This window comes from Bacillus cereus group sp. BceL220 (assembly GCF_051776965.1).
In the GTDB taxonomy this organism is placed as follows: Bacteria; Bacillota; Bacilli; order Bacillales; family Bacillaceae_G; genus Bacillus_A; species Bacillus_A cereus.
Genome location: NZ_JBPWBC010000008.1, coordinates 98,459 through 123,400, shown reverse-complemented (window position 1 = coordinate 123,400; position 24,942 = coordinate 98,459). Strand labels below are relative to the sequence as shown.

The following is a 24,942-nucleotide window of genomic DNA, read 5'->3' as shown; positions in this document are numbered from 1 at the left end:
CAGGCAGAAAAGCCATTTAAAAACCCTCCATTTGGAGGGTTTTTAAATACAGTTACATTAAATTTGTGGTGGTGCACCACCATAATCGCCAACACTATATGAAGGAGTAGGATAATGACCATGAGTAGCAAGCTGATCTGTTTTAGAAAACTGAAAAATTCCCACCGTTAATACCCCAATAAAAGCAATGCCTGATAATAATAAGCTAATTTTTTTCATTATTTTAACACTCCTTTTGCGATTGATTTTTGTCTTGCCTGATAACAAATATGGAAATAGTCACTTACCTTTTGGTAGTTCTCTAATTGTCTACATTTTGTGGCGAATAATTCAGCGTATTCGACAACATATTCCCATAATTCTTCTTCCTCAAAGTATAAGATTCCTTCTTGAATGATTTTTTCTAATTCTTCCAATGGAATATTTTCGTTTAATCTTTTTAAAATAGAGAAGTGGTGTGTGTATTCTTCGTTATGAATTTCTCTGCAAATTTGTAGTCCCTTATCAATGAGTTGGCTGGCCGTTGATTGTTCTCCTAACTTATAATGTTCCTTAGCTTGTAGGAAGATGGCCTTGAAGTGTGTAGGGATTTTCTCTGTTACTTCTGAAAGGTGACGAATAGCTAAAGTAGACATACTTTGATCAGAATACAGCCACCCCATAGTATTTTTTACGTATAACAAGGAATCTTCTTCCCTATTTTTTTGTAGTAAATCAATTGCACAATGTAGATATTCTTCTGCTTGTTCGTACTGTTTTAAATAGATGCAGCAGCCACCTAGCAAACTATTACAAAAGGCTGTTTTTACTTCATAACCTTCATACTTTGAAAAGATTGCTCTCGATTTATTTGCGTATTCGATAGAAGCGAGATTGTTATAGGTATGGTGATAGAAAGTAGCAATTCTATAGTAAAATTCGGCGTGTTCAATTTCATCTGGTATAGCTATCAATATTTTTTCTGCTAGTTTATAATGTTCCTCTGCCTCAGTATAATTTGATATAAAAGTGGAATGAATGGATTTGAAAAAATGATAATAGAATTGTAGAAATTGATCTGTAGGCATATCATAATCGCTAATAGTATCAAAACTATTTTGTTGAATACCAAGGCTATCTGTTAAGACATTGTAACGGAATTCAAGTAGTGAGTAATATAGTAACAAATTTTGATCTTGATGTTCTTGATTTGGCTCAGTACTTAATTTGCTGATTTTTTCATCAATTTTCTTTTTTAGATTAGTAGCTTTTATAACTTGTTGAGATAGCATAGATCGATACCAGTCGTTCAATAGAGAGGTTAACTGCTCATTTCCTTTTATTGAGACACTCATAATATACGCCCCCATCTTATAGAAATATCCTAATCCAATTTAATTGTAACTATCATAGCAAAATAGAAGAAAAAATAGTATGATTTTACAACTTTTTCAAGAAAATTCAGAAAATAATCAATTATTGTCGAATGTACTTAGAATAAAACATCCAAAAATTATCAAAAGATGATAGGAGTCTTTATACGTTTTATCAGGTGAACTAAGAAACTGTGATTGAAGATTTATGAAATTTCTTTTTCTTAAAACGATCAATTATGTGTTAATTTTTAGATTATTTTATCGGATAAATATAGTATGTATCACCACCAAATGTATAAATCTTGCGTATGTAAATAAGAAGAGAATAAAGGAAATAAAAAAGAACTTGTAAGAATTCCTACAAGTTCTTTTTTAGATAATGTAAAAGGTGAAACAGACTATGTCATTATTTGTAATAGTAAAATTATCTTACGTATGGTTTTGTTTTATTTTATCATTTTAGCCAAGAAGACTCCTTCCTCAAGGAGCGTGAAGGGTCACAGTCCAGTGAGTAGGTGGGAGATGAATTGGCCTCGAACAAGAGATGGCAGGAAGCCATCTTAATTGTTCGACATATAGAAAGTATTACTCTACTATCTATCGAATGTATGTTTGGTATATAATAGTCATATACCGAAATGGAGGTGAATCAAATAATGATTAATAAAGCCTATAAGTTTCGTATCTATCCAAATCAAGCACAAGCAATTCTAATCAACAAAACGATTGGGTGTTCTCGCTTTGTATTCAATCATTTTCTATCCTTATGGGATCACGCATACAAAGAGACAGGAAAAGGCTTGACCTATGGTATATGCTCTGCCAAACTACCTGCCATGAAGAAAGAGCTTGTTTGGCTAAAAGAAGTGGATAGTATTGCGATTCAGTCGTCTGTTCGCAACCTTGCAGATGCTTATACGCGCTTTTTCAAAAAACAAAACAGCGCACCGCGCTTTAAATCTAAGAAGAACAACGTACAATCTTATACCACAAAACAAACAAATGAAAACATTGCCGTTGTAGGGAACAAAATAAAGTTGCCGAAACTAGGCCTTGTTCGATTTGCCAAAAGTCGCGAAGTAGAGGGGCGTATTGTAAATGCTACAGTTAGACAGAACCCTTCTGGTAGATATTTTGTGTCACTATTAGTTGAAACAGAAGTACAAGAACTTCCGAAAACACATTCTTACATTGGAATAGATGTAGGACTAAAAGATTTCGCTATTTTGTCAGATGGAACACACTATGAAAATCCGAAATTTTTCCGATCATTAGAAGATAAGTTGGCGAAAGCACAGCGTGTTCTTTCTAGAAGAATGAAAGGATCTTCTCGCTGGAATAAACAACGAGTAAAGGTAGCTAGAATTCATGAATACATATCAAATACTAGAAAAGATTACTTGGACAAAATTTCAACTGAAATCATCAAAAACCACGATGTTATCGGTATAGAGAATTTGCAAGTATCGAATATGTTAAAGAATCATAAGTTAGCAAAAGCAATTAGTGAGGTATCTTGGTTGCAATTTCGATCAATGTTAGAATACAAAGCAAAATGGTATGGCAAACAAGTCATTGTCGTATCGAAAACATTTGCTTCCAGCCAATTATGTTCTTGTTGTGGATATCAAAATAAAGACGTTAAAAATCTAAACCTACGTGAATGGGACTGTCCTTCTTGTCGTACACACCATGATAGGGATATTAACGCAAGTATCAATCTAAAGAGTGAAGCGATAAGGCTTCTAACCGCAAGGCCTGCGGGGTTAGCCTAATCAATTAGAGTTCGATAGAACTCTTTACTTAGGAATCCCTCACTTCTAAACGAAGTGAAAGTGGGGGTAGTTCAAAGAAGATGTACTATATTGAAGATTTGTTCTTATTGTTGATTAAAGGGAAATTTAAGAATGGTAAGGGGAAAGTGCATAAAAGAGAAAGTCTCCTTTATTTATTCTGAAAAGATAATTCAAAAAGCTATTTGTGTATAGAATAAGCTATGCATAAATTCATCAACATTGGTGATAATAAATAAGAGAATCAATATATAAGCATAAGCTTGTTAAAGCTCAGTGTAATTCTATAAATAGTAGATGTAATTATCTGAAAAATAACATTATTTACTTTTCGAGTAGGATAAGTAGAAAAAAAGGAAGTTTTTCTTTGAAGAAAGCTCTTTTGACAGGAATAGATTTTTTCATAACTAGAACAAATAAATTAATAATCACATATACTGTATTGTCGTTAAAGCAAGACATTATTTTCTCAGAACAAGGGAATCACTAGAAAAATACGTGATTCCTTTATTCTTCAATATAATGTCAATAGTTGATTTGAAATAACCGAAGAAATAAAATTTTTGTTAATGGACAATCACATAATTTTAGGTATAGTAGGTTTATAATTTAGACTATAAAAATTAATGTATCTTTTATTATTTTAACCAAGAAGACTCCCTCCATAAGGAACTCACAGCAAGTATGAGCATGTGGGAGTAGTTCAAAGCATGCAATATTGTTTGATTTGGCTAATACATAGATTTATCATCTCAGAACTGGTGTAAGAATTATAACGTTTATACCACTCTATTGTATTTTCTATAGTCTGTTGTAGGGACCATTTTGGCTGCCAATCAAGATTGAATTTTGCTTTGCTAATGTCAAGGTTTAGTAAATTTGCTTCATGAAAATTTATTGGACCTATATTTTCTGCTGTCCAATCCCCGCAGCCCCAAATATCTAGTAAACGGGTCACTAATTTTTCTACTGAAACAATATTGCTTAGGGATGGCCCGAAGTTCCATGCCCCTGAATAAAGGATACCATTATTTATAATTTTTTCTGTAAGGAGTAAATACCCGCTTAAGGGTTCTAGTACATGTTGCCAGGGTCTAATAGCAGTAGGGTTTCTAATAATAATCTTTTTGTTTGATTCTAATGCTCGTATACAATCAGGAATAATTCTATCTATTGACCAATCACCACCACCAATTACATTACCAGCTCGAACGCTTGCAATTATTTTCTTGTGGTGAGAAAATTTTTCTTCTGAAAAGTAAGAATTACGATAGGAAGAAATTAAAAGTTCGCAGCATCCTTTACTTGAGCTATATATGTCATGGCCGCCCATAGGGTCAATTTCACGATAACCCCAAGGCCATTCTTTATTTTCATAGCACTTGTCACTTGTCACCATAATTCCTATTTTAGCTGATTCATGTAATCGAATTGCCTCTAGTACATTCATAGTTCCTACAACGTTTACCTCGTATGTTTCTCTAGGATATTCATATGAATACTTAACTAGAGGTTGGGCAGCTAAATGGAATACAATTTCAGGTTTATAATCTGTAAAAACCTTATTTAATTTATTAAAATCTCTAATGTCTCCACGAATATCAATTATATTATTTTGAAGGTTAGTAATGTTAAAGTTATCATTTTTATTTTTAGGATCTAATGAATATCCGATTACAGTAGCACCTAATTCATTCAACCATAGGGATAACCAAGAACCTTTAAAACCAGTATGTCCAGTAATTAAAATTGTTTTTCCGTAAAAAGCATTATTAAAGTTTTGGTTTAACAATTAGTCCACCTCCTTTAGTACCCTATTTTTAGGGAGTTAGGTATAAATGTTTATTATTTTTATACCAATTAACAGTTTTTATAATTCCTTCTTCAATACTAATTCTAGGTTCCCAGGAAAGAGAGTTTTTTATTTTTTGCACATCTGCTTCAGGAACCCATCTTTCATTTGTTCTAGAGGAAATTGCACCGTAATTTGGTCTGGAATTGGTTTTCAAATGTTTGAATAATAATTCTACATAATGTTTCAAGGGGTGAATAGTGCCGCTCCCAATATTAAAGATTTCATTTTGTACAGTAGTATTTTCTACTGCTAGGATACAGGCATCTATTACATTTTCTATATAACAATAATCTCTTAATTGATTACATAAAGTTAAATTTACATCTTTGTTTTGTAATACTCGCAAGATTATATAGCTAAAAATTTTATGCGGCTCTTCGCCTTCTCCGAATATGCCAAAAGGTCTTAATGTTATAAGATTAATATTGTTTTCGCTAGCAATTTGATGGGCGAGTATAGTAGCAGCAGCTTTGGTACTTCCATAGATATCCACAGGAGTTAGTAACATATTTTCATGAATAGGTTCCATCTTGTTACCGTATTCAGAACTACTCCCAAAATTGATGATTTTTTTACAATTCACCAATTTTGCTGCTTGAATAATGTTACAAGTCCCTATAACATTTGTTTCTATAGCATGGATGTAATCTGTATGGGCAGAATTTACACCATAGGCTGCCAGGTGAAAGATATAATCGGGATTAATTTTCTTTATTGCATCTTGTACTTGTTTTTTATCTCGTATATCTATTTCATAGGTTTCAATATATTTTAGAATATCCTTTAGTCTCCAAGAGTTTGATGGTGTTCTTATGAAAAGAACAATTTTTGCTTGTAAATTTAAAAGTCTTCGTGCCAAGTGAGAACCAATAAAACCGTATCCACCAGTAATAAGGAAAGTTTTATTTTTAAATGAAGCAATCATAATGATAATCTATCCTTTATTAAGATGTATTTTTAGTTGCTGAAATAAATAGATTTATTTTTAAATAAGGAAAGTATCAGTCTTAATTGTGATGAGGGGAGGGGTATTTAAAATAATTTTTTATTGTTGTTGTATCAATTTGGTCAGCAAATAAAGAGGAGGGAGATTTTTGAAAAGTATTATGAAGGGTATGACATGTCTTGTTCAATTGTTCAATATAAGGAATGTATATATAATCTAAAACTGCTGGAGGTAATTCTAAAGTTTCTTGTTTCCATAAATCGAACTCGTTTGGATTAATAATTTGCATACTTCCAAAATGAAAAGCTATTAATTCATCTTGATCAATAAAAACTTTATTATCTGTTTTAGATATAGAACTGCTATTTAAAATGACATTCCAAGGTGCTGCATCAATACCTTTATGAGTCATGATTTTTATATTAGAAAAGATGTTAGGAATGTGATTTAAATATTTTTGGTCACCCCATCTATTCATTTCAACATCATAATGATTATTACAATATTCTAGGCATTTATCTTTCCACCATGTTAAAATTTCTTTACTATTTTGATCGTTTTTGAAGCCTACTAAACCAGCTTGGTATATACCGTGTATGCTTTCAATTGCAGTAGAGCTTCTTTGAGGGCAAAGGAATACAGAGTATTTCCACCACTCATCAAGAATGATATTAGGTGCTGTAAAGAAATACATATCAGCATCACAATATATAATGTGATCAACTTCCGGATAAAGACTAAGGACATGTAGACATAGGGGCGCTTTTAATGTCCAACAATATTCTTGTAAACTTCTATCATTTTTTATACTGAGGAGTTCATGATTTTCAATTTCTTTTACTGGAATTAGTATGGCGTGCTTTAATTTTAATTTCTCTAATATTTGATAAGTTAAATCATCCATACAACAGATCCATACAGTAAATTTAGCGTTGAAATTTTCTAAGGAATAATAAGAGGTCAATCCTTGAATTAATCGTTCTTTACTTATAATCATGGAAAAGTTCATAAAATGATTGGATTGATTCATTTTTCTTCTTAATTGTGAATCTTTATATAAAGTTTGAGCTTTATTTATATCTTTTTTACTTAAAAATTGTTTAGTATCTTTATTGAATTTATCCTTTAATTGCTTTAAAACAAATTGAATTCTCTCTAAATACGGAGTGTAAATATGGTTTAATATATTATTGGGTATTGAAATTTCTCCCAAAGACCAAAGATCAAAATCATTTTCAGTAAAGATAGTAATACATGCAAAATGGTAAACAACTAGTTTGTCGTTTTCAATAAATACATCGTTTTTAGTCTTGTCAATTTTATAATCGTTATTATATATACAGTTCCAAGGCGCAGCATTTATACCTAAGTTATTTGAAATTTTTACTTTCGGAAAATATATAGGGATATAATCTAAATACTTTTGGTCTCCAAATTTCCCCTCCTCAGCCTCGGCACTGCACCAATCTATACATTTATTTTTCCACCATCTTACACTTTTTAGTCCATAGAGATCATTCTTAAATCCAATTAGACCGGCCTGATATTTTCCATACATTTTTTCTACCCAATCACGATCTCTTTGGGGGGTTAGGAAAATAGAATGGTCACCCCATTCCTCAAAAATAATATTAGGGTCAGAGAAAAAGCATAAATCACCATCACAATATAGAATAGATGGTAAATCATAATTGACCAATAAATATTCTATCAAGACAGATTTTAAAGTCCAACAATATTCATTTACTTTTCTTTTTCTCTTAATTGCTTTTAGTTCACGATCTTCTAATTCTTCAACTTGTAAAAGGTTTACATTAATTAAACTCATTTCTTTTAATAGTGAATATGCAAAAGGATCTATACAACAAATCCACAATGTGAATTTTTCTGAGTACTGCATTAGTGATTGCTGTAAAGCAATAATTTTCAAGACATACTCACTACCTACAATGACGCAGAAATGATTATTTAGATCATGTTGTTGATTATAGAATTGGGGATGTCTTTTTTGAGTATTTTTTTTGGAGAGATTTGAAGCTTTAATTCCTGTTGAAAGTGGGTTAACTATTTTCTCATTAGAGGGGATATACAATCGAGGTAAACTTATTTTTTTATCATTAGAGTTCAATGCTTATTCAGTCCTCTCCACTAAAATTTATTTGGATTCCAACTTTCATTTACAGTTTTTAAATCTTTAGGTGTATCGACACTAGCCCAAAAGTCATTGTGTTCATAGACTGCGAGCTCATTGTCTTTTATTAAATTTCGAAGAGGATCTTCTTCTAGAACACAATCATCATTATTACTTAAATAATCGAATATTTCTTTGTTAAATACAAAAAACCCGCCATTAATTACTTCATCGAGTAATGGTTTTTCTTTAAAATCAATAGCAATTCCATCTTCGACCGCCAATAGGCCGTATTGACTATTTTTTTTAATTCCAGTTAATGTAGCAATTTTTCCTTTTTCTTTATGGAATGCTACTAGTTGATCAATATCTATATTGGCTAATCCGTCACCATAAGTTAATAAAAAGGTTTCACCCTGTACAAAGGATTCAAGTTTTTTTAGTCTTGCCCCGGTCATTGTATCAATTCCTGTATCTATAAAGTGTATATTCCAATTTTCTAATTCCTGAAGTAGCGTATATTGACTGGTTTTAAAATTCAAACTAAAGTCATTCTCTTTCCAGCTAAAGTCCATAAAATATTCTTTAATTTTCTCACCTTTATATCCTAAGGGCAAAATGAAATCAGAATGTCCATATTTTCTATACCAATTCATTATATGCAAGAGGAGAGGCTTTCCTTGAACTCGAACTAATGGTTTGGGAATGTCCTCTAAAATTCCTTGCATCCGAAGCCCTTTTCCGCCACACAAAATTATGACTTTCATAGATTTATTTCCTTCCTCTCTATATATTTTACTAATTTAAACTATGTAGTTTGTTTGATAAATGTATACACGGTTGTACCATAATGACAATCAACTAAAAAATATATGTTAGATTTATAATTCAAATGCTGATTAAACGTGAAGAATACGCACTGTAGTTTATTCTCAATCTTATGTAAATTAGGTTATTTTAAAATCAATGCTTTCTTTTATTTAATACTAATGAAAGAAATTGCTTGTTTATAAGATAAAAGAAGGGGAGGGGAATCAAGGGAATTGAAGAAGCTTATAATGAAAAATCTAAGAAGGAAATTAACTATTTAAAGGAAAAGTGAACAAATATCGAATGGTAGATTTTACAAATTTAAAAAAGAGCACCGTATAAAGGTGCTCTAGTGATGGAATCAATTTTGTAAAGAACCATTTATTCAATAAAGAAGGACTTATGAATTATTATATGAACGGTTTATTAATTAAGTGTGTATCAATTAGTTGGCAATTTTATTTCTCTACACCTATTTTAATTTAATGGAAAAATTATGTTAAAAGTAAGAAGAAAAGTATTAAGTTAATGTTATTTTATTTAAAATATAATCCCAATCGGAATCATCACCTTCCCATCTATCCTGATAACGTGGGAGTTCAATTGAACAAACCCTTGATATTCTCCAATTTTGCTCAACGATATTAGATATATCCTCCTTAAAATTGACAATAAGAATATTAAAATCTTTATTTGTAATTTTGGATAATACGTTTTTTAATTCAATCGCTTCATCTCGATTTCCCCAAATCCTAATGAATAAAATCGATTCACTACTATTTATTTTTTCAAGGAATCGATTAATTCTAGTGTCTAATTTAGCTTTAAAAGAAGGATAAGTTGATTTCCAATCCTTTTCTGAGTCAATAGGAAAGTCATGCATTGAAAAACAATTATAATAAGTGTCCTTTATACAATAGGTAATTCGTTCTGCCCATTTAGTTTGATTATCAAATTCTGATTCAATAAGACCGTAACTTTCTGAACCTTCTATGACCATATTTTCCAACTTCATAAATTTTTCAAACCGATTTTGAAGTAATCTGTTTACATCTGAAAGTGATGGATAATAAAACCAATCTAAAGGTCCAGAAAATGTTCTTAAATGGTGCCTTTTGATTTGGTTAGTGACTTGACACAATCCTCCTAAACTTACAATTACGCCATAGGATTTTTGTATATCATCTAGGTTCATCCTCATCATCCTTTTTAAAAGTAATTTAAATTATCTATTCAGTATATGATGCAATAACATATTGATGTGGACATATATATCAAAGTACATAGAACTAAGACATTGGTATAAATTTGAAAAGTCAAAATCCCTAAGTTAAGGGATTATATCTTTAATGTTATATCATTGAGTTGCTATTGGGATGAAAGCTGGTAGGGATTATACTCTCCAGTAACTAAAATTAGAAACCAGTCCTTGATTACTACAGTAAAATTGTTGTACCTTTAAAAGAATCCTTAGATAAAAAAATCTATTGGTTAGCATTTAACCAGTAGATTTTTCTTTGAGTTATTATCTTTTACATCATAATTATAGAAGATGAAAAATTCCACTTAGAAATAATTTTAAGCAGAAGAATAGACTAGTCTAATTTCTAATGGTCCCAGTATCTTTTATTTTGACGTGTGTCTTTACATTTATTTTAGCCTCTGCTAACGCTTGCAACCAATCTCCCTTTACTTTTTTCCACTCTTTATATTGAAATGCTCTAGCATATAGGGATAATCCGATTGGATCAATTTTATTCTGCTGTATTTCATACAACATATTTTGTAAATTATTATTAATTTCTTTTTGAATAGCACTTTTTAAATTATTTATATTTTTTTTATTATCATAGTGTCCCTTAATTGAATTCGCATTGGTTTTTTCTATTAAAGCTACATTAGCATATATATCGAGATTAAATACAAACTTTCCGTTTTGAAAATTAACAACTACCTTCCTTGTCGCGTTCTGTACGAAGATAGAAGTATTTGTTTTTTTGTTGGAATTTTTAGGAGGAAGTGCAAGGTGTAATATCATTCGCCCGTTACTTTTTGGCTTATTTATAAGATTGAAAAATTTAACATTTTTTTTAGGGATATACGCTAAATATTTCCCTTTTCGATCTAAAAATGCAATTCCTACTGTGTCGATTTCATTCTTTGTTTTTTTGATAATTGGAACAGTTTGCGTCATTCCATCTTCATTTTGTTCTCTCATTAATTGCTGAATTGTAGAAGAGACGGATTGGTTATTTTGAATTGAGGATTCGATTACACCATTTATATAAGATGATAGTGATGGTTTACTAGGCTTATAAATTTTAAAAATTTCTTCTGCAGGCCCATCTACAAGTACTACTTTAGCATTAATGGTAGCGTAAGGATCACGGTAAGAAGAATCAAGCTCCTGCAACCAGTTTGCTTCTTGCGCTAATTTTTTCCCAATTAAAATGATTTGAGCTTTGGAAGCTGTCAGATATCCCGTTAACTTCGTATCTATCTTACTGAATCCATTATATACAGTTGATGCTTGTGTCCAATGCTCTATAGTACTTTTTTGCTGCTTATGATGAAAGAGTGGTATGCTTGTTCCAACTTTTATGTCTCCATTAGAGGTTCTATCCAAGCCAATTAAAAGGATTAATGAAACCTTCTCAAGAGGAACTCTCTGACTACAACCAATTATATACACACAACAAATTACAATCCATATCCATTTTCGAATCAAAGTTGTTTCCTCCTAGTAACCCAAGTAAAAAGAATACTGTAAGCGAAAAATAAGATTGGTAAAAGAATAAAGAAAATGACATTTAAGATATCCATAAGAGAATATATAAACAAATATTGATCTACATCGGGATTTAGGAAAATAAATAGCCCAACTATAAATAACATAAAAGCAAGCAGCGCCCAATTTTGGGCGTTTTTTTGAAGTGATATGGTCATAGATTCAAAACTGAAAAATAAATACGGATATAAAGTAGTGGAGAATACAATTAAATAGTAAGCGATATAAATAATTTCTAATCGTTCCATGAAAGAAAAACGAACCCCTTGTAACAAATGAAATACGGGCCAAATCACGTCTTTTATCCCCTCGGGGCTAAAGTATATATAAGAAAGAATAGTCACATATAGATAGAAAATCATGGTTCCAGTATTTGCTATTAGTAGTCCTTTTATGGCCTTTTGTTTTTTTTGTAAGAAAGGATATATATAATATGCAATTTCTAAGCCAGCATAAGGAGTAATAGTTTCTTTTGTTGCCTTTAAAATAGGGTATAATCCCTCTTTAAAAATAGGTAGTAGGTGTAAAGGGTTGTAGTTACTCTTTAGTGAAAAAAGAAGAAATAGTGGCATCCAAGTAGTGAAGAAGAAAACAAGCATAGAATAACTAGTAAGAGCCCTTAACCCACTCAGAGCTAAAATAATAAAAGGTAATAGTAATAATATGGTGATTTGATAAGCAGGAGTGGAAGGGAATATCCAAACTTTTACAATGTCAGTTGCCTTTAGTAAAGTATTAAAGCCAGCAAAAAATAGATAACAGGCATATAAAAGAAAAAGAATCGTCCCTAGCCATTTACCAAAGTATGTTTTTAAGATTTGTGAGAAATTTTTGTTGGGATTTTTTTGTAACATTAATATAATAAATACACCGATTATAGAAGTAATCATCCATCCAAGAATGATTGAAATCCAGCCATCTGTGCCAGCAGTAGTAGCAAGTGGGCTTGGCATAATTAACATACCAGATGCAAGTTGCAGCGAATGGATGAAAATAATAAATTCGAATAAAGTTATATTTTTGAATTTAAGATTCCCCATGTTAACCACCTTCTTTTTTCTTTCTTTGTTTCGGCTGCCCTGTACTCGAACGGCTGGTAAGCATAGAAATAGGAAATCTTACAAAAGAATCTTTTAACTCTTGAAGACGAAATGGCGCGATTGGCAATCCATATGGTGAACCATATGAAGTTAGTGAAACAAAATGAGCAAATAAGAGCATTAATCCACTAACAATACCTACAATGCCATAAAAGTAAGCCAATAACATCATTGGAAAACGAATAAGGCGTATAGAACTTGATAAATCATAATTAGAAACAATAAATGAAGCAATGGCTGTAATAGATACGATAATAACCATAACGTTACTAACAAGACCAGCTTGAACAGCCGCCTGTCCAATTACAATCCCTCCAACTATTCCAATGGTTTGTCCAATTGGTTGTGGTAAGCGAATACCAGCTTCACGTAGCATTTCTAGTGTGATTTCCATTATAAAAGCTTCCAATAAGGGAGAGAAAGGGACTTTGACTCTTGACGTTGCAATAGAAGTGTATAAATCTATAGGAATGATTTCAAAGTGAAAAGAGACTATAGCTATATAAAATGCTGGTAAAAAAATAGCTATAATAAATCCTGCAAATCGTAATAAGCGAAAAAATGATGCAATGAGCCAATGAATATTATAATCATCTGGAGTTTGAAAGAATCCAATTAAATTCATTGGAACAATCATTGCGCCAGGGGATCTATCCATTAACACCGCTACTTTTCCATCAAGTATATGGTTTGAAATAGCATCTGGGCGTTCGCTTAAATAAGCCTGTGGAAAAGGAGACCAATTTTGATCCTTTGTAAAATTAGATAGTTCACCAATGCTTAATACCGCATCCGTTTTAATTCTACAGATTCTGTTTTCTATTTCTTGAACTACATCTGCATTCGCAACGTCACCTAAATAAATTAAATAAACAACAGAAGTTGCTCGTTCTCCAATCGTCAGCTTTTTGATTTTTAACTCTGCAGAAGGAAGATATCGACGAATTAAGCCTATATTTTTTGTGGCATTTTCAATAAATCCATCATGGGATCCTTTTATAGTAACTTCTGAAATTGGCTCTTGAATTGCTCTCTCTGCCCAGCCTTTTGTATTTATTAGAAGTGAACGCTTTTCTCCCTCCATAAACAGTACACATTGCCCCTCAAGTAATCCTTCTTTAATTTCATTCCATGTATATACTATTTTGGTATGAGTAGCAATAATATTAGAATTAAATATTTGACTGTCTTCATTTACTTCTTGTAATAATGGTGTAACAACATTGGTTTTTAATGCAACACCATCTGTAAGGCCTTCAAAATAATATAGTAAAATATTCGTGTTTGTTTTTAATTGCAAAGGATGTTCAATTAAATCTGCACTAATATCAAAGATATTATCTAGTGTATTTTTAAATTGTTTTAAGTTACTTGTTTGGATCCTTTCAATGGTTTTATCTGTCTTAGTTTCTAAGGTCTCTTCATTTAAGGACAAAATTGACACCTCTTTAATATATAACGATTAGTTGTATTTATTATTTTTATATGATTGAATTTTATTCACTAATTTAAACTAATTGGAGATAAGAATTAATAAATTTGATGTGCTATATTATTAATTCAATAATTGAGAGCAAAAAGCAGATGTAATTTGTGTGGAAATTTCAGTATTAAGATAGAATTGAAATTTGAATGATTATAATAAAAAGAGCCCTTCATAGGTTCTTTTTTTAGTTGGTAAATATGATGTCAACAATAGATGGCGATAAAGGTAGTAATTTAGATGTCTTTATGTTAATCAGCTAAATTTTGTAGGAAGAATTCTTTTTTTCATACCTTCATACTCAATGAAAAAGGATATTTCATTTATTTGGGTGTTCTAGTGTATTTGAATTTTGCGCACCAACAAATTTTGTTTAGGGACAAAATGAGTTTTCTTAATTATCAGAAAAAACAGTGCGACAAAATTCCTATTCATTATTTTGGTAGGTATCAAATATTTCTTTGACCTTATTTTCTTGATATTACCGTACGTTTATATGTTTCTAAGGGAAAGAAATACTTTCATTTTTATTACCATCTATTGTTTGATTAAGATGGTAACATGAAAGTGAAACGTTTACAACCAGAAAATAAAGAAAAAATATTAAAATACGACTTTTTCCGACAATCATTCTATGTTTATATTTCATTTTATTATAGGAAAAGGCGGGGGAAAGCGGACCTTTTCCTATAAAATGTTTTGTTGGAATTAGAAATAACTAAAAAAGTAATATTATCTTAAAATTAAAATGAAATTCAATGATAAGGTTATAATTGAATTTTTAAAACTCATGTGTATTGAAAGTATGGTCAAATCTTAATCCACGTTGCGTTTCTTCCTTTTGTAACTAGCTTAATATGGCCAAACACTTGCAAGGAATTTAAAGCCTTACTGATTGTACTTTCTGCAATGTCTGGATAAGTGTTACGAATACTTTCCTTAGTAAAGGGTTGTTTTTGTTTAAGTATAAAATCCTGAATTCTCTCAACTTTAGTATGTTTACATATAGAATCTAGAACTGTGTTATGTAGATCTTTGTAAGCCTCTAATATAATGGTTAAAAACGTTTTTAACCAAAAGCTATTATTATGTTCCTCGCAGTACCAATTCACCGAAGATTTATAAATCGAATTGTAATAATCAGATTCGTTTTTCTTAATATATTTATCCAAACATACATATTTTACAAATGTATGTCCACTCTTAATTAACAGCAATTGCATTAACATAAATGCCAGCCTGTTATTACCTTGATTGAAAGGGACTATGCAATAAAAATTTAATATAAAACGAGCTATTAATAAAAGTGAATGTAGCCCCTTACTAGTATTTAATGAGTTGTATTGATCACATAATTGCTCCATAAACCGTGGGATAAGTTCATGCGGAAGAATGCGGTAACTATTCAAGTGCATTCCATGTTCTGGAACTCCTGGAATAATAAAAGGTTTTTCACGCCATTTGGCACTGTCAGAGGTAATATAATGTATTAGTTGAAAATGTAATTCCTGTATAGTTGCTGGATTAATTAATAAAGTACAGGAGTTTTTATGTACAAAAGAAAGTGTTTGATAATAGCAGAAAATAGCATCTTCAGAAATATTTTGAGGTACTATATCATCTAAAATAAGTTCTTTTAATCTTTTATTAGGAACTTTTATATCCTCATAAATAGTTGTGAAATTTTTTATGTAATGTAGTGGTATAGTTTTTTCTAAACTATTAAATATGTCAGGGTTTTGTTCCTGATAAGCAGCTAATTTTCCTTTGAATTCGCTAATTTCACTTATTAAATTGATTAACCTCCTTTTTAATTCAATATTTTTGTACTTATCATCAAAAAAGTCTCTCATTTTTGTTCCTCCTGTAACCCCTTAACACGTTGTTGCATATATCTTTCCATTCTAAAGGTATGCCACGAAATCATTGTAAAATAAAGATATTGTAGGTCTGATTTTGAATATATATATCAGAATCTATATTTTTATTTAACAATTAAAATATGGAAATTATAAAGAAGAATCGTTACGATTCAATTTTAATAGGCATAATCCTAACATCAAATGCAAAAATGTACAATAAAAAAATATAAAATATAAAACTATCAAATCTTTTGAAAGATTATCTAAAAGAGTTTTAAGAAATTGTAGGTATAGATGTGCTTTGGTTTAGGAGTAAATAATAAAGCGATAATAAAGTTTTCATAGGTAATTAAAAAGTAGATAGACTATTAATTTGTGACAATTACGTGCCTAATCTATCATATGCTTTTATGAGAATTCTAAAATTAAATCCTAACGAGCTGAATTTTCTATATTTAGCATAAATATTAGGGAGGCGTGCTGATGAAATGTATCATTTTATATAGAAATATGTAACGTTTAACACCCGTATTGTAAAATATTTTGACATACGTTAATTTAAATATTAGGTACAGGAACATTTAATAAAAACTCAGTACTAAAATACCCTTTAAACGTTTCACCCTAAGAACTTTTCTCAAGCACACTGAAGTTCATCCTTTGTTTCTGTGCCTTATTAGATAAAAATAACACAATAAATTATTAGAGTTCGATAGTTAAAATTGTATTTTTAAATCTTTTCTCTTTTCTTAAACATTAACAATTTCTTGATAATCTGTTTAAAGTAAGGGAATACAGGATAGAAAATAGCTATTAATAAAGAAAATACAGTTAAGCTAGATACCTTAAGTTATTTTATAAGTAATTAAGCGTTAGTTTGAATTAGTAGGGGTATTATATGTGTTTTAACTATGTTTAAGGTTAAAGAATTTGTGAGTGGTATAAAAGTAGCGGAAGTCTGGAAGAAACGGATATAATCGGTTTCTTCCAGACTTTTTTGCTTTTTGTAATATAAAAAATTTATTTTTCCTACATGAGGAATTTTTTGTTTTAATATTTGAATTTTTTGTGAAATTAAATGGAGTTTTTATTCTTCTTTTAATACATAATGTTACAAAATTGCTTAATTGTATTTACTTTATTTTTATAGGAGATTAAAAATAATAATAAATGTACCAATTTATGAGAGATATTAATATATTAATTGACGATTTGTTCGTTTATCCCTATATTGCTATTATATTAGCGAAAGCAATATATTGGGGGGACAAAAATGAAATTGAAATTAACATCTAAATTGGAAAGATTAAGAACAAGTAAAAAGGGGATTGGTGCTTGTGTTTTGGCTGCAGGCATGACAGCAATCACAATGACTCCTCAAAGTGCGTATGCACACGGGTTTGTTGAAAAGCCGAGTAGTCGTGCTGCTTTATGTAGTCAGAATTATGGGGCATTAAATTTAAATTGTGGAAATGTAATGTACGAACCTCAAAGTCTAGAAGCACCTAAAGGATTTCCAGATAGTGGACCGATTGATGGGAAAATTGCTTCGGCAGGAGGATTGTTTGGAGGTATTCTTGACCAACAAACATCAAATCGTTGGTTCAAAAACACAATTAAAGGTGGAGTAAATACATTTACATGGAAATATACAGCAGCACATTCTACAAGTAAATGGCATTATTACATTACAAAAAAGGGATGGGACCCTAACAAACCATTAACACGTGCTGAATTAGAACCAATCGGAACTGTGAAACATGACGGTTCGGCTGCATCAAATAATTTAACACATACAATTAATGTACCAACTGATCGTAATGGTTATCATGTTATTTTAGCTGTATGGGATGTAGCAGATACGTCAAATGCGTTTTATAATGTAATTGATGTAAATTTAGTAAATAATGAAACTCCTGATACAGTAGCTCCAAGTCAACCAACTGAATTAAATGCCTCTAAAGTTTCTGCCAATAGTGTTGAAATAACATGGAAGGCCTCTACTGATAATATAGGTGTAAAAGAATATCAAGTGTTACGTAATGGAGAAGTAATTGATAGGGTACCAGGTACAACTTTTATTGATAAAAAACTAAAAGCAGATACGGAATATACTTATACAATAAAGGCATTAGACTCTGCTGGAAACATATCAAAAGAAAGTGAAAAACTAAAGGTTAAGACAACACATGCAATCCCAGATATAGAGGCTCCAACTCAACCAAAAGGATTACATAGTATGGGTACAACGGCGACAACTGTTGATTTGATGTGGAGTCCGTCAGAAGATAATGTAGGTGTTGACCATTATATTGTATATAGAGAAAGCGCTGGGGGTATGAATAAAATTGGGACGGCGGCTAATACATCCTTTATGGATAAAGATTTGAAGGCTAATACATCGTATAAATATGTAGTGACGGCGGTTGATTTAGCTGGAAATGAATCTAGTAGAAGTGATGTTTTGAATGTAACAACAAAGTTAGAGGATTCCGCATATGAAAAATGGGATGCAAGAAAAGCATATACTAAAGGTGATAGAGTAGTACATGAGGGGAAAGTGTACGAAGCGGTTCAAAATCATCAAGGAAATGGCGACTCAAATTGGATTTTTGCTTTATCGCTTTGGAAGCCAGTTTTGAATAAATGATAAGCTGAAAAAGGTAGTTAACAATTTTGGATTGCTCTTTAAAAATTAAGGGCTGTTTCAAATATAATTATCTAATGGATTAAATAATATGTTAATAAAGTGAAATTTTAATCAGTGAAGGTTTTGTTCATCCCCCACTGATTATCATCCCTCACCAATCGGGCTTTTACGGGCGCCCGTTAATGCGGGATAAAATTTAAACGCCATCCTAATGTTAACGAAATGAAATTAAAAAAGAATCCCAATGGAATTCCATTGGGATTCTTTTTTTCTAATTTGTAATAGCGTATATTTTCACTGTGAATTTTCTAGTGGCACCAATTGGACTTGCAATATAATATTTAGTATTTGTGTAAGCTTCAGTCCTAGATTCATGTGAAATATTTTTCCAACGAGTAGAATCTATTCCTATGGAAACATCAATCATTACATTAAAAGAAATAGTAGAAGGATAATCTTTTTCTGAAGGCTCAATAACCCATTTTAATTCTTTGGTACCTACAGGTAAACTATCAATTTTAAAGTTTTGGCTGGATCGATTTTGTTGCCCTGATAAGGGACTAGATTCAGATGATATTTGTGAAATTAATATTTCTTTTTCATTTGAATGTATACCATTTAATTTAATGATACTATCAATTAAACCTGGACCGGGAAAATCAGCTGCGATGATACCAGAATGTTTAATTGCGCCTTGTTGTAAGAGTTCGGTCCCAAGTGTATTCATCCCCCCATAGTATACTTGTCCGTTTCTATCGCGAGGGAAATCACTCCACGCATTAGTGGAATTCGTTTGAATTAATTTAGGACTACTGTCAGTATTTCTACTCTCTTTTCCGCTTGCAACAAACCAAGGATATACATTATTTAAAAATGCGGCTGCGCCCCCCGTACCACTAAAATGGTTGAGATAAATTTTTCCAGTATTAAAATTAGTATTTGTATTTTGTAGATGGTTTTTTATCGCAATCCATTTTGTATATATTTCGTCTGGTCCGCTTCCAATTTCAAATTTATCTTGTATATTCAAACCTTCGTAATCAATCCCGTACAATTGAGTGGATGTAAAGTTTTGTAAGATTGCAATTTTCCCGCGGGTATCTCCTAAAGTAGGGTTATTTCTATCTGAAGTTGGTACGGAATTAGGATCCCAAAAATATGAAGCATTAACGTTTTTATATTTTAAAAATATCTCCTCAAATGATAGAGATCCACTTTCAGGAGTAGTTTCTTCTTTTAAGCGCATTAATATTGTTTCTGTTGGATGATCTTTTAAAAATTGAATGGTCTCTTTTAATACATCTTCAAACACAGCTTTTTGATTTACAACGCCATGATACATTGCAAAAGAATCTTTTACACGTTTAACACGCATATCTACATATCGAATTCCGGAATTTAATTGTTGGGATAAACTCATAGTTTGATTTCTTGTCAAATTTTCATCAAGAAAACTCGCTCCATGTAAAGCCATTGTACCGTGAGTCCCTGGAATAGATATTTCACTTATTTTTGTTGAATTTTCTATTTTCGACATCCACGATGGATTTTGATACCCTATATTGGATTCATAGGAGTAACCTGGATGACTATCAGCTAAAATAGTAGATGGTGTACTTAAACTTGCTAGTGTAATACAAGTAAGGATGCTAATTTTAAAGAAATTTCTCATTTTTATTTTGTTCATTTTTTCTCTCCTGACCTTTAAACAATTGTTAGATGATTTTTTACTATATTTATTGTTTTTTATTCTTAAGATAATAAATTTTTGTATTTAAAAATAATTAACAGTAGGGGGAGTAAGTTATTTGAGACTTTAATAATTTTTTATTATAAATTGTCCCTAATAGCCAAACAGATTCTTGAAAACTCGAAGTATAGCCTCCAAAAAACAACTGTTTATCGTATTGAATACAAACAAAACAGAAGTCCTAAAAAAGACTTCTATTTTGTGACATATAATGAATGATAAGGTGGTAAACAAATCAAGATAATGTGATTGAGTGGTAAAAATTTATTAATAGCTGTTTTAGAATCTCTTATAAAAAGGCTGATTACAAAAAGCGGATCTCTACACTGCTAATAAAAATTGAAAAATTCTACTCATTAAAACTTAGACTAACTACAGTTGCAATTGATTGGGCTGCATGTTCCCAGCTTCCATCTATAACTTTACCAATCTGCTGACCAAGTGCATTTAAATCATTTGGATTAACTGGAATTCCATTATACGCAGCAAGAATTGATAAAAGTGGAGCAGCAAATGGTGTCCAACCACCTCTATCAATATTAAATACAGGTTTATCTAGTACCTTTCCATCTTGTACTGTAAACTCATAATAAAATTGATCATCTGGACGAAAACTTAAATGATGAGAGATTTGCCCCTTAACATATTTTTTTCCTGCACCTAGATTTACTACTTCTATTTCTTTTACATTAAATTCATGTTCAAATACTTTAATTTTTTTGACTTCTGGACCATTTAAGGCAGCTTGAACGGCTGTTTCCAAATTGTTTTGTGCAAAAGGTTGAATACTCAATTGTGCCTCTTTTTGTTGAATAGGAGCCTCCTTTTCTGCAGCAAACACCGAGGTAGTAGGTAGTGCACCTGTAGCTAACGTAGCTGCAAGTGCTGTTGTCATAATGATTTTTCTTTTCATCTTCATAGTTTTTCTTCCTCTCTAAAAGTTTTGATATATAATCTTTTAAAGACTGACATTGTGTAATATTTTATTTCATAATGCACAAAAAACGGTTTTAAGAATGATGTGGGATTATGTCAGAGAATTAAAATTAATTATATATGTATTTAAGATGATATATATCTACACATATTTTTTCAATTTTTAGACAAATATAATGTTATGACTTCTTAAGAGTCAATTTAGTACCTTGTTTATCTATAGAAATCCTATAAATAAACTAATTTCATAGTGAATGTAATATATTTGATATTAAATGTCTTACATAATGATATAAAGTTTCACATTTTTTTATTTTAAAGAATGAAGCGATAAGGCTTCAAACCGCAAGGGATGCGGGGATAGCCTAATCAATTAGAGTTTGAAAGAATCTTTACTTAGGAATCCCTCATTTCTAAATGAAGTGAAAGTGGATGGAGTTCAAGGAGAGTAAGCTTTTGAACGATGTTTTAACTGTAATAATTGGTCTATTTAGATATCTTAATACCCAGTAAGAATTAAAGCTTTACAAAACACCCATCCAATTTTATCAATGGTAAAGGATGGGTGTTTTCAGTATATAGGATGTTAGGAAAAACTTGCCGACAAAAGTCTATATTAAAGACTTTCTAGTATTTTTGTATGCTAAATCATTTTCTATAACTAAGAACTAATTATATATAGACTAATTCCTCAGACGAACAGTTAACAAATAACGGAATAGAAGAAAAATTAGAAAAAATAACCATGTAATGGTAGAATATGGTTGATCGGCCGGTGGCTGATTAATCAATAAATCTAGTATTAAAGGGGGAATTAATTTGGGTAATAGGAATAAAAGAATGAAAATTTATTTTCAAAGGTTAATAGCTGTAAGTGTTTGTTTTTTGTTATTTTTTCTGGGGAGCAATTATTCAAAAGCCGAAACTGTTGCATCTATAACATTAAATCCTAAAGATGTAGAAGCATTCACCAATAAAGTGATTCCAGAGAAAATGAAAAAAGAAAATGCAGCTGGTGTAGCTCTTGTCGTTGTAAAGGATAATCAAATTCTATTTCAAAAGGGATTCGGATTTTCTGATAAAGAAAAGAATACTCCCATCGATCCTAAAAAAACAGTTTTTCGATTAGCATCAATATCAAAAGTTTTTACTGCAAGTGCTGTCATGCAGTTAGTTGAACAAGGAAAAATTGATTTAAATAAAGATATAGTAAATTATATGGGGGGATTAAAGTACCAAAATAACATGGGTGAACCAGTTACAATGGAACACTTACTTACCCATACAACAGGGTTTGATTACGTAGATCCTAGACCCGAGGACATCCATTATCAAGAAAATGATTATACAATGCTTAAAGATTATGTAGAAGATAATATGCCCACTGTAGTGAGAAAGCCCGGAGATACATATACATATGATAATTTTGCCTCTATGCTTCAAGGGTATATTGTTCAAAATCTGACAAACACACCTTTTTACAAATATATGGCCAAAAATATTTTTTACCCTCTAGAAATGCATAATAGTAGTTTTGTTATGACTAATTTTATTAAAGAAAAGTTGGCAACAGGATATGATGCTAAAGGTAATGCCATCCCATTTTATCAAACAAGACCAACAGATATGCCACAAGGGAGTATGTTTTCTACAGGGAGTGATGTAGCCAATTTCATGATTGCTCAATTGAATGATGGTAAATTTAAAAATAACCAAATACTACAAAAAGAAACTGTAGAAGATATGCAAAAAACAAAATTTGCTTTACATCCCAAATACCCTAATATGACATACGGATTTGAGTTCTTTTCACCGCAAAGTCATAATGGACAATATGTGTTTGGTAAAGGTGGAAATATACCAGGTTTTTCATCTTTAATGTGGTTAATTCCAGAGCATAAAATTGGAGTTTTTGTTGTTACAAATAAAGATAGTTCAGCACTACCTGTTGAAGTATTTGATGATTTTATGAATCAATATTTCCCAGATAAAACAAAGCCTGAATATTTAAACCCTAATGAAGAAGAATTAAAGAAATTTGAAGGGGTTTACCGAGATTTGAGATTAAAAAACCTAATGTCACATGTAAACATAAGTGAAGGGAAGTTATATGTAAGTGATAAAGTATATGGTAAACAGGAGCTAAAACAAATAGACCCTTTACTATTTGAAGATGAAAAAGGGAATTATATGGCATTTAAACTTCACAAAGATGGTACCGTAAAAGAAATGATACATTGGAACTCTGGCAGCTCAGCAGTGAAGTTAAGTGAGCCTGAGAGATTTAAAGACGTAGATGAAAATCATCCATATGCTAAGTTTATAAATCCTTTACATCAATACGAGGTATTACAAGCAAATAAGGAGGGGAATTTTACTCCAGAATCTTCTCTTACACGAGCAGAATTTGCATATTGGTTATCTCAAATTGCTTACTTTACGCCACCTTCAAAAAAAGAACCAGTGTTTTCTGATGTGAAAAATCATCCTTATGCACCACATATTCAAAAGTTATATGAAATTGGTATTTTATATGAAAAAGAAGGGGAACAATTCCATCCAGATCGTGCAATTACTAGACAAGAAGCAGCATGGATTACCTGGCAGTATTTAAAAATGTTAGGAGCGCCATCTGCAGATGCAACTTTAAAGGGAGAAACTGATGATTGGGCAATAGAATCCGTGAAAAACATTGTAGGTCATCGCTTAGTAGGGCCTGAGGTTATATATAATGAAGATGGATCAGCAGATTATCTATCAAAACAAAGTATGAAACGACAAGAGGCAACTGCATTGTTATTTTACGTTTTGTTATCTAGTTAATTTGTATAGAGGTAAATTTCACAAAAAGAAAAAATCTAAAGAGCTTGAAATAATAAAAAGAAAAAGATTAGTCTTTGACCAATGATTTATCGTAACAAACAGGGAGGGATGAGTTATAACCATACTCTAAATCTTAAGTAGAGCTGTTATCAGAAGGATTTCTTAAGTGTTTTGTAATGTAAGGAGCTCCTTTCAGGGGAGCTTTTTTTATGGTATTATTAATAATTTCATGTACCGAATTTATTAATAATACCATAAAAATCTACAACAAGGGGGTTTAATCCAAGTTAGGTAAAACTAGGTCACAGTCATACATTAGTTACCGCTTTTCTTTTTTTGAAGAAGATATTTGTATTTTGGCTAGCGCGACATTGCTATCAAGTTAAGATTATACAAAGTCAATTTAAGGCGGAATTGTTTCCTTTTTCTAAAGGGAGAGTATATTGCTCTATCTATTGTAAATGATTTTGAATCCGATAGATCTTTTATTCTTGGCATAAAATTAAATCTTAATAAATGGGTAAATCCAAAAATATATTTTGTGAAACCGACTCTGTCTGTATACAACAATAGGACTTTACTTGGAGTGATAGGTATGATAGGCTCGTTATTCGGAAAAAATTCCAATTGAAAAAAGCACATCCATAGAGGAGGATTGGT

At 31.0% G+C, this 24,942-nt stretch carries 17 protein-coding genes; 3 read left to right on the top strand and 14 right to left on the bottom strand.

Going from position 1 to position 24,942, the window contains the following annotated elements:
* Positions 1-57: 57 nt before the first annotated feature.
* Both ACS2FK_RS20745 and ACS2FK_RS20740 read right to left on the bottom strand, forming a co-directional pair.
* Positions 58-219 carry a transcriptional regulator gene (locus ACS2FK_RS20745; protein ID WP_023522667.1) on the bottom strand — a complete coding sequence of 54 codons (162 nt, stop codon included), beginning with the start codon at positions 217-219 and terminating at the stop codon, positions 58-60.
* On the bottom strand, positions 219-1,334 hold the full coding sequence (locus ACS2FK_RS20740; RefSeq protein WP_063548252.1) for a tetratricopeptide repeat protein: 1,116 nt from the start codon (positions 1,332-1,334) through the stop codon (positions 219-221). Before ACS2FK_RS20740 ends, ACS2FK_RS20745 begins: the two co-directional genes overlap by 1 nt.
* Before the next feature lie 677 nt (positions 1,335-2,011).
* Here ACS2FK_RS20740 and tnpB point away from each other — a divergent pair.
* A complete protein-coding gene (gene tnpB, locus ACS2FK_RS20735; protein ID WP_063548250.1) occupies positions 2,012-3,130 on the top strand; it encodes an IS200/IS605 family element RNA-guided endonuclease TnpB in 1,119 nt (372 codons plus the stop codon).
* 721 nt (positions 3,131-3,851) lie between these two features.
* Here tnpB and rfbG read toward each other — a convergent pair.
* From rfbG to ACS2FK_RS20690, 9 genes are all read right to left on the bottom strand, one after another.
* Entirely contained in the window at positions 3,852-4,940 is a 1,089-nt protein-coding gene (gene rfbG / locus ACS2FK_RS20730) for a CDP-glucose 4,6-dehydratase (protein WP_023522666.1), read from the bottom strand.
* 28 nt (positions 4,941-4,968) lie between these two features.
* Positions 4,969-5,928 carry an NAD-dependent epimerase/dehydratase family protein gene (locus ACS2FK_RS20725; protein WP_023522665.1) on the bottom strand — a complete coding sequence of 320 codons (960 nt, stop codon included), beginning with the start codon at positions 5,926-5,928 and terminating at the stop codon, positions 4,969-4,971.
* 82 nt (positions 5,929-6,010) lie between these two features.
* Positions 6,011-8,077 (bottom strand): hypothetical protein, encoded by a 2,067-nt coding sequence (locus ACS2FK_RS20720; RefSeq protein WP_016512476.1) that lies wholly within the window; start codon positions 8,075-8,077, stop codon positions 6,011-6,013.
* A 20-nt stretch (positions 8,078-8,097) separates the two neighbouring features.
* Positions 8,098-8,847, bottom strand: a complete 750-nt coding sequence (locus ACS2FK_RS20715) for a sugar phosphate nucleotidyltransferase (RefSeq protein WP_023522663.1) — start codon at positions 8,845-8,847, stop codon at positions 8,098-8,100.
* A gap of 563 nt (positions 8,848-9,410) precedes the next feature.
* Positions 9,411-10,085: a papain-like cysteine peptidase gene (locus tag ACS2FK_RS20710; protein WP_063548248.1), complete on the bottom strand. Its 675-nt coding sequence runs from the start codon at positions 10,083-10,085 to the stop codon at positions 9,411-9,413.
* Positions 10,086-10,490: 405 nt separating this feature from the next.
* On the bottom strand, positions 10,491-11,618 hold the full coding sequence (locus ACS2FK_RS20705) for a Ger(x)C family spore germination protein (protein WP_063548246.1): 1,128 nt from the start codon (positions 11,616-11,618) through the stop codon (positions 10,491-10,493).
* Positions 11,615-12,718: a GerAB/ArcD/ProY family transporter gene (locus tag ACS2FK_RS20700; protein WP_063548244.1), complete on the bottom strand. Its 1,104-nt coding sequence runs from the start codon at positions 12,716-12,718 to the stop codon at positions 11,615-11,617. Before ACS2FK_RS20700 ends, ACS2FK_RS20705 begins: the two co-directional genes overlap by 4 nt.
* Before the next feature lies 1 nt (position 12,719).
* Positions 12,720-14,213, bottom strand: coding sequence for a spore germination protein (locus tag ACS2FK_RS20695; protein ID WP_063548242.1), 1,494 nt, complete (start codon positions 14,211-14,213; stop codon positions 12,720-12,722).
* A gap of 857 nt (positions 14,214-15,070) precedes the next feature.
* Positions 15,071-16,114 carry a Fic family protein gene (locus ACS2FK_RS20690; protein ID WP_001204217.1) on the bottom strand — a complete coding sequence of 348 codons (1,044 nt, stop codon included), beginning with the start codon at positions 16,112-16,114 and terminating at the stop codon, positions 15,071-15,073.
* Between the two features lie 1,282 nt (positions 16,115-17,396).
* Here ACS2FK_RS20690 and ACS2FK_RS20685 point away from each other — a divergent pair.
* Complete coding sequence (locus ACS2FK_RS20685) at positions 17,397-18,773, top strand: lytic polysaccharide monooxygenase (RefSeq protein ID WP_063548240.1); 1,377 nt, start codon at positions 17,397-17,399, stop codon at positions 18,771-18,773.
* 271 nt (positions 18,774-19,044) lie between these two features.
* Here the strand turns inward: ACS2FK_RS20685 and ACS2FK_RS20680 are convergent, their stop codons facing one another.
* Both ACS2FK_RS20680 and ACS2FK_RS20675 read right to left on the bottom strand, forming a co-directional pair.
* The gene (locus ACS2FK_RS20680; RefSeq protein ID WP_063548238.1) at positions 19,045-20,460 is read right to left on the bottom strand and encodes a phosphatidylinositol-specific phospholipase C; all 1,416 of its coding nucleotides are present in this window, start codon (positions 20,458-20,460) and stop codon (positions 19,045-19,047) included.
* A gap of 412 nt (positions 20,461-20,872) precedes the next feature.
* Positions 20,873-21,442 carry a hypothetical protein gene (locus tag ACS2FK_RS20675; RefSeq protein ID WP_063548236.1) on the bottom strand — a complete coding sequence of 190 codons (570 nt, stop codon included), beginning with the start codon at positions 21,440-21,442 and terminating at the stop codon, positions 20,873-20,875.
* An 857-nt stretch (positions 21,443-22,299) separates the two neighbouring features.
* Between ACS2FK_RS20675 and ACS2FK_RS20670 the strand changes: the two genes are divergently transcribed.
* The gene (locus tag ACS2FK_RS20670) at positions 22,300-24,282 is read left to right on the top strand and encodes a serine hydrolase (protein ID WP_063549350.1); all 1,983 of its coding nucleotides are present in this window, start codon (positions 22,300-22,302) and stop codon (positions 24,280-24,282) included.
* 360 nt (positions 24,283-24,642) lie between these two features.
* Here the strand turns inward: ACS2FK_RS20670 and ACS2FK_RS20665 are convergent, their stop codons facing one another.
* Positions 24,643-24,924 carry a Tn3 family transposase gene (locus tag ACS2FK_RS20665; protein ID WP_407708842.1) on the bottom strand — a complete coding sequence of 94 codons (282 nt, stop codon included), beginning with the start codon at positions 24,922-24,924 and terminating at the stop codon, positions 24,643-24,645.
* Positions 24,925-24,942: the final 18 nt, after the last annotated feature.